20 protein-coding genes are annotated in these 17835 nt (G+C 62.6%); 7 read left to right on the top strand and 13 right to left on the bottom strand.

The genetic code is table 11. From position 1 onward, the window contains the following. Position 1: 1 nt before the first annotated feature. The 7 genes from B4383_RS06860 to B4383_RS06890 form a co-directional block, all read right to left on the bottom strand. Entirely contained in the window at positions 2-277 is a 276-nt protein-coding gene (locus B4383_RS06860; protein WP_078290332.1) for an acyl carrier protein, read from the bottom strand. Between the two features lie 228 nt (positions 278-505). Beyond that, positions 506-967, bottom strand: a complete 462-nt coding sequence (locus B4383_RS06865; RefSeq protein ID WP_078290331.1) for a transglycosylase family protein — start codon at positions 965-967, stop codon at positions 506-508. A 356-nt stretch (positions 968-1323) separates the two neighbouring features. Next, positions 1324-1677 carry a DUF2599 domain-containing protein gene (locus tag B4383_RS06870; protein WP_078290385.1) on the bottom strand — a complete coding sequence of 118 codons (354 nt, stop codon included), beginning with the start codon at positions 1675-1677 and terminating at the stop codon, positions 1324-1326. Between the two features lie 26 nt (positions 1678-1703). Next, entirely contained in the window at positions 1704-1982 is a 279-nt protein-coding gene (locus tag B4383_RS06875) for a DUF2516 family protein (RefSeq protein ID WP_078290330.1), read from the bottom strand. Between the two features lie 48 nt (positions 1983-2030). Continuing rightward, positions 2031-2678: a heparin-binding hemagglutinin gene (locus B4383_RS06880; RefSeq protein ID WP_078290329.1), complete on the bottom strand. Its 648-nt coding sequence runs from the start codon at positions 2676-2678 to the stop codon at positions 2031-2033. A gap of 32 nt (positions 2679-2710) precedes the next feature. Further along, positions 2711-3127: a helix-turn-helix transcriptional regulator gene (locus tag B4383_RS06885; protein ID WP_078290328.1), complete on the bottom strand. Its 417-nt coding sequence runs from the start codon at positions 3125-3127 to the stop codon at positions 2711-2713. Between the two features lie 100 nt (positions 3128-3227). Further along, complete coding sequence (locus B4383_RS06890; RefSeq protein WP_078290384.1) at positions 3228-4562, bottom strand: DUF445 domain-containing protein; 1335 nt, start codon at positions 4560-4562, stop codon at positions 3228-3230. A gap of 76 nt (positions 4563-4638) precedes the next feature. Between B4383_RS06890 and B4383_RS06895 the strand changes: the two genes are divergently transcribed. Together B4383_RS06895 and B4383_RS06900 are read left to right on the top strand one after the other, a co-directional pair. Continuing rightward, positions 4639-5358 (top strand): TetR/AcrR family transcriptional regulator, encoded by a 720-nt coding sequence (locus B4383_RS06895; RefSeq protein WP_078290327.1) that lies wholly within the window; start codon positions 4639-4641, stop codon positions 5356-5358. 25 nt (positions 5359-5383) lie between these two features. Then, positions 5384-6223: a polyphosphate kinase 2 family protein gene (locus B4383_RS06900; protein WP_078290326.1), complete on the top strand. Its 840-nt coding sequence runs from the start codon at positions 5384-5386 to the stop codon at positions 6221-6223. Between the two features lie 25 nt (positions 6224-6248). Here the strand turns inward: B4383_RS06900 and B4383_RS06905 are convergent, their stop codons facing one another. Together B4383_RS06905 and B4383_RS06910 are read right to left on the bottom strand one after the other, a co-directional pair. Next, the gene (locus tag B4383_RS06905) at positions 6249-7118 is read right to left on the bottom strand and encodes a cyclopropane mycolic acid synthase family methyltransferase (RefSeq protein ID WP_078290325.1); all 870 of its coding nucleotides are present in this window, start codon (positions 7116-7118) and stop codon (positions 6249-6251) included. A 74-nt stretch (positions 7119-7192) separates the two neighbouring features. Then, positions 7193-7852, bottom strand: a complete 660-nt coding sequence (locus B4383_RS06910) for a TetR/AcrR family transcriptional regulator (protein WP_078290324.1) — start codon at positions 7850-7852, stop codon at positions 7193-7195. Positions 7853-8113: 261 nt separating this feature from the next. On the opposite strand from B4383_RS06910, the gene B4383_RS06920 reads away from it, so the two are divergent. From B4383_RS06920 to B4383_RS06935, 4 genes are read left to right on the top strand one after another with little or no spacing between them, the layout of a single operon-like run. Then, on the top strand, positions 8114-9664 hold the full coding sequence (locus B4383_RS06920; RefSeq protein WP_078290322.1) for an amino acid permease: 1551 nt from the start codon (positions 8114-8116) through the stop codon (positions 9662-9664). Beyond that, positions 9664-10497 (top strand): urea amidolyase associated protein UAAP1, encoded by an 834-nt coding sequence (locus tag B4383_RS06925; protein ID WP_078290321.1) that lies wholly within the window; start codon positions 9664-9666, stop codon positions 10495-10497. Before B4383_RS06920 ends, B4383_RS06925 begins: the two co-directional genes overlap by 1 nt. Further along, positions 10494-11102: an urea amidolyase associated protein UAAP2 gene (locus tag B4383_RS06930; protein WP_078290320.1), complete on the top strand. Its 609-nt coding sequence runs from the start codon at positions 10494-10496 to the stop codon at positions 11100-11102. The genes B4383_RS06925 and B4383_RS06930 overlap by 4 nt, the downstream gene beginning before the upstream one ends. After that, complete coding sequence (locus tag B4383_RS06935) at positions 11099-13090, top strand: 5-oxoprolinase/urea amidolyase family protein (RefSeq protein ID WP_078290319.1); 1992 nt, start codon at positions 11099-11101, stop codon at positions 13088-13090. The genes B4383_RS06930 and B4383_RS06935 overlap by 4 nt, the downstream gene beginning before the upstream one ends. Before the next feature lie 181 nt (positions 13091-13271). On the opposite strand, the gene B4383_RS06940 is transcribed toward B4383_RS06935, so the two are convergent. Both B4383_RS06940 and B4383_RS27060 read right to left on the bottom strand, forming a co-directional pair. After that, entirely contained in the window at positions 13272-14330 is a 1059-nt protein-coding gene (locus B4383_RS06940; RefSeq protein WP_286143789.1) for an alpha/beta hydrolase, read from the bottom strand. Then, positions 14287-14457, bottom strand: coding sequence for a hypothetical protein (locus B4383_RS27060; RefSeq protein WP_286143788.1), 171 nt, complete (start codon positions 14455-14457; stop codon positions 14287-14289). Before B4383_RS27060 ends, B4383_RS06940 begins: the two co-directional genes overlap by 44 nt. 138 nt (positions 14458-14595) lie before the next feature. Between B4383_RS27060 and B4383_RS06945 the strand changes: the two genes are divergently transcribed. After that, a complete protein-coding gene (locus B4383_RS06945) occupies positions 14596-15198 on the top strand; it encodes a TetR/AcrR family transcriptional regulator C-terminal ligand-binding domain-containing protein (protein ID WP_078290318.1) in 603 nt (200 codons plus the stop codon). Between the two features lie 80 nt (positions 15199-15278). On the opposite strand, the gene B4383_RS06950 is transcribed toward B4383_RS06945, so the two are convergent. After that, positions 15279-15512, bottom strand: coding sequence for a hypothetical protein (locus B4383_RS06950; protein ID WP_078290317.1), 234 nt, complete (start codon positions 15510-15512; stop codon positions 15279-15281). A 174-nt stretch (positions 15513-15686) separates the two neighbouring features. Then, on the bottom strand, positions 15687-17606 hold the full coding sequence (locus tag B4383_RS06955; protein WP_078290316.1) for a glycosyltransferase family 39 protein: 1920 nt from the start codon (positions 17604-17606) through the stop codon (positions 15687-15689). Positions 17607-17835: the final 229 nt, after the last annotated feature.

The following is a 17835-nucleotide window of genomic DNA, read 5'->3' on the forward strand; positions in this document are numbered from 1 at the left end:
TCTACTCAGCGAGTGCGCTGGTCGTTTCGGGCGAGGCAGTGGCCTGCCCTGCCGAGACGATGTCGACAAGGTCGCCGAAGGAATCACAAACGAGTAGCTGGTCTTCAGTGAGAGTGACGCCGAACTGCTCCTCGATGAGGACGAGGCCAAGTGCGAATCCCACCGAGTCGAGCCCAAGATCGTCGATCAACAGCTTGTCCCGGGTGATCTCGTGTGCGCTTACCGCGAGCTCTCCACGCAGGATCTTCTCGAGTTTCTCGGTAACTTCAGTCGACATGTTGACTGCTCTCCTTGTGGCTCAATACAGGTGGGCGCGAGGGCTCCAGCGCTCCGCGGCACCGACTATACAACTGGCATTAGGTAAGCCAAACCTACTATCTTGAGCGCCCGACCGGGCTCCTACCAGTTGTCGCGTGCGCACTCTCGTAGCGCCCAATCGACGTACGACATGGCCGCCACGGGCCACCGCAGATCACCGCGACGGCACTCGCCGCGCCGTCCCCAACTAGCCGGCGGGGGGAATGAGCCCAACGACTCCGCTGCACATCTGACGGAAGTTGACGATCCCGAAAATGCTGCCACCGGGGACGAATTGGCACCCCGAGCGCCCGGCCATCGGGCCGGTGCCACCGCCGCCGCATTCCGGCCACGCACCAAGGCCTTGCGTCTGCATAACACTCTCGGCGACGGCGATCTGCTGCTCACGGGAAGCATCGGCGGGATTCCCGACACCACCGTGGGATGCCCAGGTGGACGGCTTGAATTGCAGTCCGCCATAGAATCCGTTTCCGGTATTTGCGGACCAGTTCCCGCCGGATTCACATTCGGCGATCGCGTCCCAATTCACAGAATCGGCGGAGGCGACGCTTGCGGTCATGGACAACGACATCACGAACAGCACGTTGACGATCAGACACACCGCGCGCCTGTCGCGCACCCATCGTGCCCGGTCCATGACGACCTTCATGTCACTGCACCCCGATCCTCTGTCACCGGAGAGATCACGTGATGCGTGAGGTACCACCTGCCACTCCGGTCGTGATCAGATTGTGATCACTGTTGCAATCGTTACTCACGAGGTGTGCGTTACGCAAGCGGAGAATGGTAAGAAAAGTTGCCACTGAGCTGCCTGAGGCTTTAGTGATTTCTTACTTCCACCAATAACGTCGAGATAAACCGGTGGTCTCGGAGGAATTACATGTTTGTCATTTAATCGCGCAATTGATTCATGTCACAGTGCAATTTGCCCACCGATACGGCGCCGATCTCGGACCCACCACTCGGGCCCGAGATTTTGTCGCTGAGAGCCGGGCCGGTCGGGGTCTAGATCTCAGGTCCACCCGGGTTGCACTGGGACACCGTCATCAACGCCTCGTCCACCGGCGGCCGCCACGGTTCCAGGTTCCAGCTCGGCTTGTTCGGGATGAACACCCGCCCGTACCAATGGCAGTCGAACTGCATCCGCATACCGGGCGACTGCGCGTCGGGGGCCAGTGCGAGAACCTCGGTCCAGGCGACGTCTGCGCCGTCGGGTGCCTCATACGCACGTCCCAGCGGCGTCGGGTAGATACGCAGCGTGCGCCCCAAAGATGTTGCACCCCAAGACACGTGATCAATGAGTGCGGGCTCTACGGCGGCTGCGGGCACTGCATTCGCAACCAGCAGAACGGCCGTCAACGCAACCAGCGCCGCAACCGCGCGCACTACCGCGACTTGCCCTGCACCTCAAGCACGCGGGGACGCACATCGACGAAATACACCCCGGCCGCCACGGCGGCGATTCCGGCGGTCAACAGCTCCAACCCCGGAATCAGGGTGAGCACGGCCGCTCCGGCAAGAATGACTATCCAGGTGGTCTTGGTCTGCTTTTCTGCCGCCACAAACGCGTCCGCGGGCTGAAGCGCGGCATGGACCAACCCGACGATCGCCGCGATAAGGGCGACGAGCGAGATCAGCGCGAAGACATGAAAAGTGAAAGCCACCCGATCAGCCTACGTGGCTGATCGGGTGGCTGTCAGAGCTGGAACTGCCTACTTCTGGGTGACGGTGCGGGTCGCCGCCTTCTTGGCCGGAGCCTTCTTGGCGGGCGCGGCCTTCTTGGCAGCAGCCTTGGCCGGGGCGGCCTTCTTGGCGGGTGCAGCCTTCTTGGCAGGAGCCTTCTTGGCGGGGGCCTTGGTGGCCGGAGCGCCGTTGCCCGACAGGTCGATGCCGACCAGCTTGGCGGCGCGCTCGCCGACGGCGCGAGTCTGGCTGGCCACAGTGCCCAGCGCCTGCTCGGTCAGCTCGGCGTAGTTGCCGACCAGACCCTCGGCGCGGGTCACGTTCTCCTCGATACCGGGGGTGCTGCGGATGCGCTCAATGGCCTCTTCACCACGCTCAGCGAGGTTGTTGTAAATGTCGGTGGCCACCTGCAAGTAGGCCTCGGCAACCTTGCGCAGCTCCTCGGGGGTGAACCGGTCGCGCAGCTCGTTGACGTCGGTGGGCAGCTCGGCCGACAGCTCGCGCAGCCGGTCGCGGGTCTCGTCCACGCGGGCACCGGCCTCAGAGGCGGCCTCTTCGGCGCGCTCGCGCAGCTTTACGACGACATCGGCGACCGCGGCCAGCGCCAGGTCACCGGCGCCGACGGCTACGTAGAACGGGGTCTTCAGGTCTTCGAACGAGGTGTTCTTCTTGGTCATGCCAGATTCCTTTCGGGGATGGGGAAAGTTATTCAGTTATCGCCAGTAGATTCGGGGTCGGATTGAGCCAGATCCGAATTGGCTTCGGCGTTTTGCTGAACGAATGAGCCGTAGACGTCCAACAACACCTGCTTCTGCCGCTCGGTGATGACGGTATCGGCAATGATGGCGTCCCGCACCGGGCTGGCATCACTACGATCCAAAATACCCGCACGCACGTACAACACCTCCGCCGAAACCCTTAGCGCCTTTGCGATTTGATTGAGCACCTCCGCCGACGGACGACGCAGTCCGCGTTCGATCTGACTGAGGTACGGGTTGCTTACGCCGGCCTTCTCGGCCAGCTGACGCACGGAGACCTGGGCGGCCTCACGCTGTGCCCGGATGAAGCCTCCGATATCGGAAGCGGCGTTGCTCACAGCGGCGGCGAGGTCTGATTCCTGCGACATAAGAACCACCGTAAGCTAGCAGTGCTAGCTATTGCAAGCACTTCTGTTAGCAATGTGCTCCACGTCACTTTAGTGCGGGAATAGCCGGGTCAGGGCCTTTTTAGAAGAGCACCTGCGCCACGATATAGATGACCAAACCTGCCAGCGAACCCACCACGGTGCCGTTGATACGAATGAACTGCAGGTCACGGCCGACATGCAATTCGATCCGGCGACTGGCCTCCTCGGCGTCCCAACGCTCGATCGTTTCGGTGATGACGGCCGTTATCTCCGCGCCGTACTGATCCACCAGATGCCGGGCCGCACGTTCCACCCAACCGTCGACCTTGTCGCGTACAGAGTCGTCGTCGCGCAGCGTCTCCCCGATCCGCACCACGGTGTCCGCAATCCGTGTGCGTAGCTCGCTCGACGGATCGTCCACGGACTCGGTGATCATCTTCTTGGCGGCGGACCACGCGGTCGCCGCGGCGTTCTGGACTTCCGCGCGCGCCATCAACCGCGACTTGATCGCCTCAGCCTTGGCGATAGTCAGGTCGTCGTGCTGAAGATCGTCGGCGAACTCGTACAACAGCCTGTTCACGGATTGACGCAGGTCATGATCAGGATTGCGGCGCACCTTGTCCGTGAAGTCCACCAACTCGCGATAGATGCGGTCGCCCACGAAATGGTCGACGAATTTGGGTGTCCAGCTGGGCGAGTCACGCACCACCACTCGATCGATGGTGTCGCTGGCACCCAGCGCCCATTCAAAGGCGCGGTCGCACAGCAGCTGGATCACCGGCGCATGCCGGTCCTCCTTGAGCACCGTCGAGAGCACGCGCCCCACCGGCGGACCCCATGTGGGTTCGGCGATCCTACGCACGATCACGCTGTCTATGGCCTGCTGCACGTCCTCGTCGCGCAGCATCTGCGCGCCGACGCGGAGCACCGTGGAGGCCTCGGCCGCGACCCGCTCGGCATGCGACCTGTCACTCATCCACTTGCCCAGCCGGCCCGCGATCTGCGCATCCCGCACCTTGGCAGTGATGACGGCCGGCGACATGAAGTTCTCCCGGACGAAGTTCCCGAGTCCCTCCCCCAGCTGATCCTTCTTGCGCTTGATGATCGCTGTATGCGGGATCTTTAGCCCAAGCGGATGCCGAAACAAGGCGGTTACAGCAAACCAGTCTGCAAGCGCACCGACCATACCCGCCTCTGCGGCCGCTCCGACATAACCTACCCAGCCCGGCGCACCGACCGACTGCCACCAACGGCAAGCCAGAAACAACACGGTGGCCGCGACCAGGAACCCCGTAGCCACGGCTTTCATTCGGCGAAGCTGCTTCTGGCGCTCCTCGTCGACGGCCGAATTGCCCACCGCGAAGACGCCGCCGGATGCATTCCGCGTGCGCGGCTGATCGCTATGCTTGCCTGCCACTCCTCCATCATCCGGTATCGAGCGCGTCACGCATCCCCGAGGGTCCCGTGAAGTAGTATCGGTTACAGATAACTAAGGGAATGTGGCGATAACCGTGGCAAGTAAAACGCAGCCTGCGGCTATCAAGACTGATGGTCGCAAGCGCCGCTGGCATAAGCACAAGGTCGAACGACGAACCGAACTCGTGGACGGCACCCTCGATGCCATCAGGCACCGGGGGCGTGATATCAGCATGGATGAGATCGCCTCCGATATCGGCGTCTCCAAGACGGTGCTCTACCGGTACTTCGTCGACAAGAATGATCTGACGACGGCCGTCATGACACGGTTCGCGCAGACCACCCTCATTCCCAAGATGGCCATGGCCCTGTCTGCCCGGCTGGATGGCTACGACCTCACCCGCACCGCGATCAAGGTGTACGTCGAGACCGTCGCCGCCGAGCCCGAGATTTATCCGTTCGTCATGGCCAACAGCTCCACCAGCCGCAGCAAGGCCATCGCGGATTCCGAACGCATCATCGCCCGCATGCTTGCCCTCTCTTTGCGCCGCCAGATGTCCGAAGCGTCCATGGATACCCGCGGAGTGGAGCCGTGGGCGTACATGATCGTCGGCGGCGTGCAGCTGGCCACCCACTCGTGGATGTCGCACCCGCGGATGAGCTCCGATGAACTGATCGACTACCTGACGATGATCTCCTGGAACGCGGTGCTGGGCATCGTGGGTGTGGGTGGATCCCGGGAGAAGTTCATCGACATGCCACACCCGTCACCGGTTCCTCCTCCACCACAAGCGCGTCAAACCCACTCCGGGTAAGCCGACCTCGCTAGGGTCACTGGGCATGACCCCCAGGATCGACACGTCCGCGCTGCGCTATCGACCCGACCTGCTATTCGCCGATGTCGATACCCGTTCCACACCCGGGTTCGACGGGTCGCGCGAGGACGGCGAAGCCCTGCAGGCCGAACTGTCTGAGCGCCTCGGGTTGCTGCAAGAGATGTTGTACGCCAATGGGCGCAGCGGCGACCACCGCTCGGTGTTGTTGGTCCTGCAGGGCATGGACACCTCCGGCAAGGGAGGCATCGTCAAACATGTTGTGGGACAAGTTGATCCGCAAGGAATTGAACATGCGAGCTTCCGGGTTCCCACGGAGGAAGAACGTAAGCACCACTACCTATGGCGCATTCGCAACGCACTGCCTTCAGGCGGGCAGCTCGGCGTCTTCGACCGTTCGCACTATGAGGACGTCCTGGTGGTGCGGGTGCACGAGCAGGTGCCGCCGGAGGTCTGGGGCGCCCGCTACGATGAGATCAATGCCTTCGAAAAGGAGCTGACCGAGGCCGGGATGACAATCCTCAAGGTGGCCCTGGTGGTATCGCTCGACGAGCAGAAGGAGCGCCTCGCCGAGCGGCTGGACCGTCCGGACAAATACTGGAAGTTCAATCCCAACGACATCGACGAGCGTGCGTTCTGGTCCGCCTACCAGGATGCATATCAAGCGGTGCTGGAGAAGACGAGCACCGAGTACGCCCCCTGGCACGTCATCCCGTGCGACCGCAAGTGGTACAGCAGACTCGCGGTTACCGCACTTCTCGACGAAACACTGGACAGCCTAAATCTCTCGTGGCCACCCGCCGATTTCAATATCGAGGAACAGAAACGCCGCCTCACGCAAGCGTGAGACGGCGTTGACCTGTTAAGTCTCGCTATTTGACGAGGGTGAACTGACCCACGTTGGTGATACCGCGACGGAAGAAGTCCGCGCAACCGGTCAGGTACCGCATGAAGCGGTCGTAAACCTCTTCGGACTGAATCCTGATGGCTTCCTCGCGGCGCTGTTCAAGATTCTGGGCCCAGATGTCCAGGGTCTTCGCGTAGTGCGGCTGCAGCAAATGCGTGCGCTCCAGCATGAACCCGGAACCAGCAGCTAGTTTCTCGATGTCTTCGACCGCCGGCAACTGGCCACCGGGGAAGATCTCCTCACCGATGAACTTCATGAATTTCAGATCACTAATGGTGAGTGGAATTCCGTTTTCTCGGAAGAATTTCTGGGTGTGGGCCAAAATGGTGTGCAAAAGCATTCGACCATCATTGGGAAGAACGTCATATGCGCGTTCAAAAAAGATCGGGTAACGCTCTTGCTTGAATGCCTCGAATGCACCGATCGTGACAATTCGATCGACTTTGTCGTTGAATTCTTCCCAGCCCTGCATGCGAATATCGGCGGTACGGCCAGTTTCCTCGGCAACCTTCGCCAGGCGCGTGCGGCTGTACTCGCTCTGATTCTTACTCAAGGTAATACCGACGACGTTGACGTCGAACTTACGCATGGCGCGCTCCAGGCAGGCACCCCAACCACAGCCGATGTCCAGCAGGGTCATCCCCGGCTCGAGGTTGAGCTTGCCGAGCGCCAGGTCAAACTTCGCCAGCTGCGCCTCGGCAAGGGTCAGGTCGTCACGCTCGAAGTAGGCGCAGGTGTAGCCCATGGTTTCTTCGTCAAGGAAAAGGCCATAAAATTCGTCCGAAATGTCGTATATGGACTGAGATTCCTCGTAGTACGGCTTCAGATCGGACATTTACTGCAGCACCTAATTCCCATCACATTTTGGCTACTTTGTACTGGCCCGCAGACTAGCACGGTCAACTGTGCCTACCTCTTAGGAACAGCCACCGGCCAGTCCAACTGCACCAACAGCGCTCGAGCCGCCCCCTCAACCTGTTCAGCATCTCCCGTAACCCCCAGAACGCGTAAGGTCGCATCGGCCAATGCCTCCGGAGCTATGGAATCACCATCGGCGCGGAGCATGATCACCGACTCGACGAGCCGGAAGGGCAGGCGCTCCACCCCATTGCGGATCATCTCCGCAGGGCACGCCGAGGCGGCCAGATCCTGATAGTGCGCGCGGAGCTGGTCGCGCTTGCGCCGGAACGCCACGAATCGATCGGCACGCAGATCCGGTAGTAGATAGAGAGCACCCAGGTTCCACCGGCTGGCCGCCAGCTGGGCGGCGTCGGCGAGCGCGAGGGCATAGAGACGCACAACCGGGGGCTCCGGGCGATCGGCGATCAGCGCCGCATAATGCAGCGGCTGGTCGATCGTCATCGCCAGCAGTGCATCGAGGATGTCGTCCTTGGTCTTGAAGTGATAGTAGAGCGAGGCCTGCTGCACGCCCACCGACTCGGCGATGCGGCGGGTGGTGGTTGCCGCGAACCCGTCGGTGGTGAACAACTCGGCCGAGGCATCGAGGATTTCGTCGCGAGTGGTGTTCCCCTCGCGAATGGGACTGATACGCCGCGGTCGCCCTGACATTGTGCCGACCCTTCCATGCACCCCTCGGCAACGCCCCGATTCCATCGTCCGGTGAGCGTTTCGTCATCGCTCCGACATCTGCGCAACGGCAATGTTACACCGCGCCCCCGTTCCGAAACGGCACTGTCACCCATGCGTACCGGCCGGCCGTCAGACTTACTTACCTATCGCATGACAGATATTTCTTCCCACATAGACGTGGGTTTTTCCGACCACACAGGGCATAAAACATGTTGCCCGAGGACCGACCAGGGAGTGCCCATGAACGCCTCGACGGCCACCCAATCCGCGGCCCGGTCCGCGGCGAGCATCGCCGGTTCAGACTCCGATGACCTTGCCGCGTTCGGCTATAAACCGCAGCTGCACCGAAGCCTTGGCAAATTCGCGTCCTTCGCGGCAGGATTCTCATTCGTCTCGATCCTGACGACGATCTTCCAGCTGTTCGCCTTCGGGTTCAGCTTCGGCGGCCCGGCCTTCTTCTGGACCTGGCCGATCGTCTTCGCCGGGCAGTACATGGTGGCGCTGAACTTCGCCGAGCTCGCCGCGCGTTATCCGATCTCCGGCGCCATCTATCAATGGTCCCGCCGACTCGGTGGAGCTGTCGTGGGCTGGTTCGCCGGCTGGTTCATGATCATCGCCCAGATCGTTACCGCGTCCGCGGCCGCGATCGCGCTGCAGGTGGTGCTGCCCACGGTCTGGAGCGGATTTCAGCTGGTCGGCACCGACTCCTCGCTGACCAGTGTCAGCGGCGCGTCGAACGCCGTGCTGTTGGGATCGCTGCTGCTGGTCGTGACCACCGCCATCAACGCCGTCGGCGTCAACTGGATGTCCCGGATCAACTCCATCGGTGTCACCTGCGAAATCGTCGGCGTGATCGCCGTGGTCGGCATGCTCTTCGCCAGCGCCGAGCGCGGCCCAAGCGTGGTGCTGCACACCGGTGACGCCGGCAGCGGATATCCGTGGGCGTTCCTGGCAGCAGGGCTTATGGCCGCCTACGTACTCGTCGGATTCGGGTCGGCCAGCGAGCTCGCCGAAGAGACCCGTAATCCGCGCCGGGTTGCCCCGCGCACCATCTTGTCCGCGATCGTGGTGTCGGCGATCGGCGGGGCGCTGATGATCCTGGGAGCGCTGATGGCCGCCCCCAGCCTCACCGACGGTCAGCTCGCCACCGGCGGCCTTCCTTATGTATTGGACAGCAAGCTGGCCTCCCCGTTCGGCACCCTGCTGCTCGTCGACGTCGCGATCGCTGTGTTCGTCTGCACCCTCGCCATCCAGACGGCGGCCTCTCGGCTGATGTTCTCGATGGCTCGCGACGGCAAGCTGCCGTTCTCCAGGGTGCTCTCGCATGTGAACCCGCGCACCGGCACACCGATCGCACCTGCCGTAGTCGTCGGGGTCTGCTGTGTCTTGATCCTGGTGGTCAACTTCGGCAACGCCGCACTGTTTACCAGCCTGTGCAGCGTGTGCATCGCCCTGATCTACCTCGCCTACCTGATGGTCACCACACCGTTGTTGTTGCGCCGCTTAGGGATCGGCGGAAGCAAGTGGGACGCCAACGTGGGGCAGACAGATGCCGACGGGCGCAAGCTCTTCTCGCTCGGGCGATTCGGCCTCCCGATCAACATCCTCGCCGTCGGCTATGGAGCCTTCATGGTCCTCAATCTGTCCTGGCCCCGGTCGGCAGTCTTCGACCCCACCGGAGCACACCCCTATCTGGTGTGGATAGCCCCCATCTGCATCGCCGCGGCGCTCATCGCCGGGATCTTCGCCTATCCCCGGCACACCGACTCCACCACCAAGGAGATCTCCTGATGACGACCGCGACCACCAAGGGAGCGCGAGATCACGCCCGCTCGCAAGCCAGCCAGATCACCGACACCATGCCGGTGCTCCCCGCTTCCAACTGGCCCTGGGCCCCCGATGACGTCGATCCACTGACGCTCACCTGGGCCGAGACCATCCCCGGAGGCCGGTATGCCAGCAAGGTGCTTAGTCGCGGCACCCGGCTGCGACTCACCGACGTCACCGGCTCCGCGTGCGTGAGTGTGGTGCTGCTGCGTGCCGACGCCCCATGGGAACGACTGAACGTCGCCGACACCGTCAAGGTTCCGTGGCAGGCGTATCTCGGCACCGGACATCCGCTGCTTTCGGATCAGGGCCGGGTGCTGGCAACCATCGTCGCCGACAGTTCCGGACATCACGACACCTTCTGCGGAACCACCACGTTGACCGCAAACACCGCCAAATACGGTGCGGGCGAACTCTATTCCGCGAGCCCGGCCGGACGCGAGCTGTTCACGCTGGCCGCGGCCAAGCATGGCCTCGCCTCGCGCGATATCGGTCCGTCGGTGTCGCTCTTCCACGGCATACGCGCCGAGGCGGACGGTACGTTGCACAGCGCCGGCACCGCGGGCCCGGGGGCCGCGGTGGATCTACTGATCCACCTGCCGGTGATCGCCCTGCTGGTGAACACCGCGCATCCCCTCGATCCCTCGGACACCTTTGACACCGGACCCGTCCAGGTGCTGGCCTGGTCCGCGCTCGACGAGCTGGTCGACCTGCCCAACAAAGACCCGGAATATCAGCGCGCCGTACTCAATACAGAAGACGCCTGGGCCGCGGCACAGAATGGAGATTCCCTGTGACAAGCACGGTTCTCGACGAGGTAGTACCCGCACGCGCACCCTGGAGCGCCGTGGTCGCGGCGGGAGATGTGTTGACCATCATCGACCTGAAGGGCAACCAGGCAGTCGACACCCTGCTGTATTCGGCGGCCGATACCTCGGTGCGCTACTCGGCGCAGGCCACCATCGCGGCGCAGGGCAATCTGTTCCTGCGCAACGGAACCGTACTGCGCGCCGAGGACGGCAGCGCGCTGATGACGATCGTCGAGGACGAGGTGGGCAGCCACGACACCATCGGCGGCGCCTGTTCCCAGGAATCGAACACCCTGCGCTACGGACACCACACCAAGCACCAACACGCATGTGTCGAGAACTTCCTGATCGAAGGCGCCAAATGGGGCCTCGGCAAGCGAGACCTGGTGTCTAACATCAACTTCTATATGAATGTCCCGGTAGACGCGGACGGGACCCTCGGTATCGTCGACGGTCTCTCCGCGCCGGGTAAGAAGATCAGGCTCCGGGCCGAGATCGACACCCTGGTGCTGGTGTCGAACTGCCCGCAGATCAACAATCCGTGCAACGGATTCGATCCCACTCCGGTGCGGATGATGGTGGAAAGCGCATGAGCACCGTCTCAGTCACGGCGCCCGGCATGCTGACCACGGTGCAAGACTGGCCGGGGCGCACCGGGTACTGGCAGGTGGGCGTGCCCCCATCCGGACCGATGGACGACCTGTCGTTCCGGCTGGGCAATCGGGCCGTCGGCAACCCCGAGGGCGCCCCGGGGCTGGAGGCGACACTCGCCGGTCCCACACTGCATTTCACCGAAGCGACCCTCGTCTGTGTGACCGGTGCACCCGCACTGGTCACCGTCAACGGGCGGCCGGTCCCGCAGTGGCGGGCCGTCACCGTTCCCGCTGATGGCACGCTCGCCGTGGGCGCCGCCGCAGACACCGGGATGCGGATCTACGTGCTGATCGCCGGCGGCATCGAAGTTCCCCAATTCCTGGGCAGCGCAGCCACCTTCACTCTCGGCGGGTTTGGCGGTCCGGAGGGACGTGCGTTGGCCGCCGGAGACACCCTCATGCTGAGTGATTCCGATGGCACCGAGCCACAATGCATTCCCGGCGCGGCACAACCGGCGATCGGTCACCATTGGGAGCTCGCAGTCACCGAGGGACCGCATGGCGCGCCCGAGTTCTTCACCCGCAGTGATATCGACGAACTGTTATCGACGGACTACGAGGTCCACTTCAATTCCGATCGCACCGGAGTGCGCCTCATCGGACCCAAACCGCAGTGGGCACGCACCGACGGGGGCGAGGCGGGGCTACATCCGTCGAACATCCACGACAACGCGTATTCGATTGGAGCTCTGGATTTTACCGGCGACACTCCGATCTTGCTGGGCCCCGACGGGCCCAGCCTGGGCGGGTTCGTCTGCCCGGTTACGGTGGTCTCGGCCGACCGGTGGAAGCTGGGCCAGCTGCGCGCGGGCGACACTCTGCGATTCATCCGAATCGAAGCCTCTCGCAGCGCCTCGCTGCGCTCGATCGGTATCGATCGCCGCGGGCACTGGCCCTCGGTGTTCTCCACCCACGGCGACGGCGACGACGGCGTGCTCGCATATCGGCAGGCCCGCGACGACGCGCCCGCTATGACTTACCGCCGCAGCGGCGACGACAACATTCTGGTTGAATACGGCGACCTCACATTGGATTTGGCGCTCCGTGCGCGCGTCCACGCGTTACACCAACGACTAGAGGACACCCATACCTCCGGCATCGTCGATCTGACGCCGGGCATCCGGTCGCTACAGGTGCACTTCGATCCCGACAGGCTGCCCATGGGCAAGGTGCTGGGACTACTGGACGATATCGACGAGCACCTTCCCGCTTCCAGCGAGCTCGTCGTGCCCAGCCGCCGGGTGGCCATGCCCCTTTCCTGGGACGATCCCTCTGCCCGCGAGGCCATGGAACGGTATCGCCTGGGTGTGCGCGCCGATGCCCCATGGATGCCCTGGAACATCGAATTCATCAGGCGTATCAATGGCTTGGACACTGTTGACGAGGTGTACCGCACGGTCTACGACGCCTCGTATCTGGTACTCGGTCTGGGTGACGTGTACCTGGGAGCGCCCGTGGCGACCCCGGTCGATCCCCGGCATCGGCTCGTCACCACCAAGTACAACCCCGCACGCACCTGGACGCCGGAGAACGCGGTCGGCATCGGCGGGGCGTACCTGTGCATCTACGGCATGGAGGGTCCCGGGGGATACCAACTGGTCGGACGGACCGTGCAGGTCTGGAACCATCGGCATCCGGAAAACGCCGGCACTTTCGAACCCGGAACACCCTGGCTGCTGCGATTCTTTGACCAAATCAGCTGGTACCCGGTGGGCGCCGAAGAGCTTCTTGAGCTGCGTGATGAGCTTGCCACCGGACGCGGCACCGGCGGTGTCAGGATCACCGAGGGTGAGTTCTCCATGGCGGAGTACTCGGCATTCCTCGCCCACAATGCGACGTCAATAGGTGAGTTCCGTGGCCTCCAACACGCGGCATACGCTGCCGAGCGCGAAGCGTGGAGTACTGCGGGCGAATTCGCCCGGGTCTAGCAAGTGAGCGCCCCGAACCCCTCGCTCGCGAATACCGGGGCGTGTCACTTTGCTGTCTGAATTAACCACCCCTGGCGATCTTGGTCAAGAGAAATGGGCATACTGACATTTCCAGGGGCTAAAAGTAGTGGCTTTCGCTAACAACCCTGGTGTGGGGCGGCGCCCGCGAGCACCATCTCCGCTATGGCGACACCGGCGTGGCCAGCTGCTCCCGGAGGAACCGGACTGCTAGACCGAACCACGCGTCGGCGTTCTTCATGGCGCAGTGGTCATCGTCCGCATAAAGCACCAGTTGCACATTCGGCGCGTAGGTCGCGATGTCAACGGAATCTTCCACCCTCACCAGCGTGTCCTTGGCGCCGTTGATGACCAAAAGGGGAATTGTGATGCGCGGCAGATGATCCCGTAGCGTCAGCTGCTTCAGCTTCCCCATCATGCCCACCAGGCCGTCGGCCCCGATCGTCCGTTGAATGGTGGACACGATGACTTCGGGGACGCCAAGAGAACCCGTGGGCGCAAGGCTTCTGTCGGCTGGAGCGCCATTTGCGATGGCGGCACGCAGCCGCGGCTCGACCGCTGCCATACGCGTTGCCCAGTAGGCACCAAAGCTGACGCCCAGCATCCCAATTCGCTCCCCGTCCACCCGATTGTGGGCAGCGAGATAATCAATCACCGCGGAATAGACCTGCTCGGACTGCGCCGTCAAGGGTTGGCGGTAGTGATACGTGCCCGGCATCTCCATGATGAAGTAGGCCATTCCCTCGTCGCGGTACTTCAGCAGAGGCAAAGTGATTTCGGCCAGTGAGCCTTCCAGTCCATTGGTGATCAGGACGGTCGGCAGGTGGTCCGCGCCCTCCGGCGCAACCAGATAACCACGCACTTCATCGTCGTCACCGCATGGGATTCGCACCGTCTCGATAGCCAGCCCCATCGCCGGAGCGAGCGCGGTAAGGACGATCTCGCATAGGCGGTGGGAGGTTTCGTAGGCCCGGAGTCTGCCTGGGGTCCACCCAGGCCAGGCTGCCGCGAATTCATACACCATGGCCTTGACAAGCGCATCCAAAACAACTGCAGCAGAGTGCGATTCGGGGAACCGAAGAGAGAATTCGGATACGGCGCCCGGCGGCGCGATCGCCCCTCGATCGGCAAGGATTTCTACCGCCGGCGCGAGGAGTTCACTGAGCCTGCCGGTCTGCTCAGCGCTCGTCGTCGAACGACCGGCAGGCAGCCAGTTGCGCACTGAACACCGCAGGTTCGATTCCGCCGAGGTGGGTGAATCTGTCGACGAACAACGCCGGCAGGAACGGCGCGGTTCCGAATCGACGTGCCGCGTACTCTGTGGTGCCGGTGAGCGCCATCGTACTCACGAGTACACGCTTGACCTGGGACTTTAGTGAGTCCATGATCTTTCCCGTCCAGTCGACAGTAATGCAATTAATCTGCGTTAGTTGCACGGTAGGCGCATCATTTCATTAACGCAATAGATCTGCATTACGCTGGCGGGGGTGACTCCCCCCGAAAATGAGATTCCGCACGAGGTGCAGCGCCGCCCTGGCGGCCGTTCCGCGCGCGTTCGCGCCGCGGTTCTGAACGCAGCGCTAGAGGCGATAGCCGAGCTAGGGGCCGGCGGCGTCACGATCAGCGAAATCGCCCGGAGAGCAGATGTTCATGCCACGTCTGTTCAACGACGTTGGGGCACTGCCGAAAACGTCATGCTCGATGCATTGTTGGACCGCAGTCAGCAGAAACTGCCCATTCCCGACACGGGCACACTGCGTGAAGACCTCATCGAATTCGCCCGCTTGCTTGCCGCTTACCTAGCCACTCCCCTCGGTGCCACGCTAGCCCGAACAATGGCCGTGGCCGGAGATGACCCCGAATTATCCGAAGGGCGCCAAAGGTTTTGGCAGATCCGGAACGAAGCGGCGCAAGTCCTGATCGACAGAGCGATCCAGCGCCGCGAGCTGGCTGCGGCTGTCAACCCGTCACTGGTGGTCGAAATATTGGTGGCACCTCTACATTTTCGGGCGTTGCTGACCCGACAACCGGTAGACGAGAACCTCATCGTGCAGATTGTCGAGACAATACTGCGAGGACTAGCCCCTTAAGGTTCCCATCTGGCCGCAACAGACCATTGAAGACGAGCATGTGGCCGACGCAAGTGCCGGCCACATGCTCGCGGGTGTGCCTACGGGATGAACGGGCCACCAGGCGGCGGCGGAACAGCCGGGCCAAGACCGTTGGGCACAGGCAGGCCCGGTCCCCGGTTGCTTGGTGGAGGAGGCACTCCCGGGCCGGGAACACCAGGGCCCGGGATCGGCGGAGGAGGCTCCGCGGAGGCAACGACGACACCAACACCCAAGGCACCCATGCCTATTCCACTCACCACGACGGCGCCGCTGAGCACTTTCTTAAGGTTCACTTTGACTCCTTCTCAATCTGGTGAATCCTCTAGACCCACCGATGACGCACGCTAACGACGAAGTTCATGAACAGCCTTGGTGATAACTATGTGCACGCTGTGCGATCGAAACTAGGAGTTGAGTTCGCGAGAATGACTATTCTCCAGGCGATTTCGCCAGGTGATGCCAGAGGCTCACGTGGTGGCGGTCAAATCATAGAGAGTGACGCCGTCGATGCTGATCTCCTTGAATCTCCCGGTGATCCAGTCGGTGATCTTGTCAGCCTCGGTCGGTTCACCACGCTTGTCCGCTCCCGGCGGGAAGCCCGGGGATCCGTCATGTGTGGGGACAATGAAATAGTGCACCTGACGCTTCGCCACGTACTGCTGGAACTGTTCGAGCGTGGGCGAAGGATCACCGGATCCGAATCCGCCAAGCGGTATCACCGGACGATCACTGGCCAGTTGATAGGGAGCCGCATCCATCGAGCCCTTCGCGGCAGCCGCCCAGGTATAGCTGCCCGCGTTGTCTAACAGCTGCGCAACAATTTTGGCAGTAACAGGTTGCTGCTGAGGCGGACCAGCAGGCATCCCGCTCGGCCCCGGGATCGGCGGGCCTTGCCTACCTCCGCTGGAGGGCCCTGCGGTGACAATGCCGCCAGTATGCGCAGTGACCAACGTCTGCAGCGAGTAGGCGAACGGTCCGGCGCCTCCGGCAATGACGGCACCGATCACCGCGGCATACGTGATGCCCCTCTGAAGTTCGGCTGTCAGAGGCCGCGCCACATGCAGGACCATCGCCAGCGCTGCGAAGATCCCGGCCGCCAGGACAATCCACCGCAATGCCGGAACGAAATCTGGTGTGCGACTCAACAGCACCCACGACCACAATCCGGTGCCTGCAACAGTGGCGGCAAGGACATAGGTAATCCATCGCCTATCCCGGTATTGCCAGAGATGTGCCACTCCGATACCGGTCAGTGCGGCGATCGCCGGGGCAAGTGCCACGGTGTAGTAGTCGTGATAGATCCCGCTCATGAAGCTGAATACGACACCCGTTGTGAGCAACCAGCCGCCCCACAACAAGTAGTGACTCCGCATGGTGTCGGCGCGACCGGCCCCTCGGCGCAGCACCAGTCCCACCACCAGGAAGACCAGCGCAGCGGGAATGAGCCATGAGCTCTGGCCTCCTGAAACGGCATTGAACAACCGTGCCCACCCAACTTCTCCACCAAATGGTGGCGCACCCGCCATCCCAGAGGGCGGTGTCGGCAGATTCCCGAAGTCACCACCGCGCAGGCGATCCAGCCCGTTGTACCCGAAGGTCAAATTCAGGAAGCTGTTGTCCCTAGAACCACCTACATACGGGCGCCCGGCCGCGGGGGTGAGTTCCACCAGCAACACCCACCAGCCGGCAGCACCGACCATCGCCGCCAACCCAGCCACCAGCTGCATGGCACGAGTGCCCCATCGAGCCGGCCCGCAGATCAAATAGGTCAGTCCCAGCGTTGGCACGATCAGCATGACCTGCAACTGTTTGGTGAGGAAGCCAAATCCAATAAAGATGCCGCACAACACAATCCAGCGTGTCCGCCCGTCCTCCAACGCCTGCGCCAGAGCCCATACCGCTGCGATGAGCAGGAACACCAGCAACGCGTCGGGGTTGTTGAAACGGAACATCAGTGTGGCCACCGGGGTTAGCGCGAGCGCCGTACCCGCAATCAGGCCGGCGGAGGGCCCGAAGTGTTTCCGCACGGCCACATACAGCAGCGCTACCGAGGCGACGCCGATTAGAACCTGGGGAATCTGAATGGACCAGGTGTTGACGCCGAAGATCCGTGCGGATATCTCCATGGGCCACAATGACGCCGGGGGCTTGTCGACCGTGATCGCATTACCGCCGTCGGCGGACCCGAACAGGAATGCCTTCCAGCTCTGAGTACCGGCCTGCACTGCTGCCGAGTAATAAGCATTCGCCCACCCATTCCTGCTCAGGCCGTACATCCAGGCGGCCGCCGTGGCAACAAGCAGCAGTGCAAATCGCCCGCGGCCGTGCCTCGTAATCGGCATATCGGCTGGCGATTTCAGGTCCGGGGCGCGGACGGTATCAACCATGCCCAGATTGTCTGAGGAGCCGATGGGCGAACACTATGGGCAGCCTGTGCGCGCGCTATGAACGCGGATCCCCCCCAATGCCCAGGAACTCATAGCCGCCTCATGTCTCGGAACTAGCCGCCGACCACAGTCCCGTCAAAAGATTGTTATCGAAGAACATATTTCACAACAGAGCGAGGTCTCCGCCCACGCGAAGAAGACACATCGTCCATCGCGTCGTCCTAGTGGG

Source organism: Mycobacterium sp. D16R24, from assembly GCF_002013385.1.
Classification (GTDB): domain Bacteria; phylum Actinomycetota; class Actinomycetes; order Mycobacteriales; family Mycobacteriaceae; genus Mycobacterium.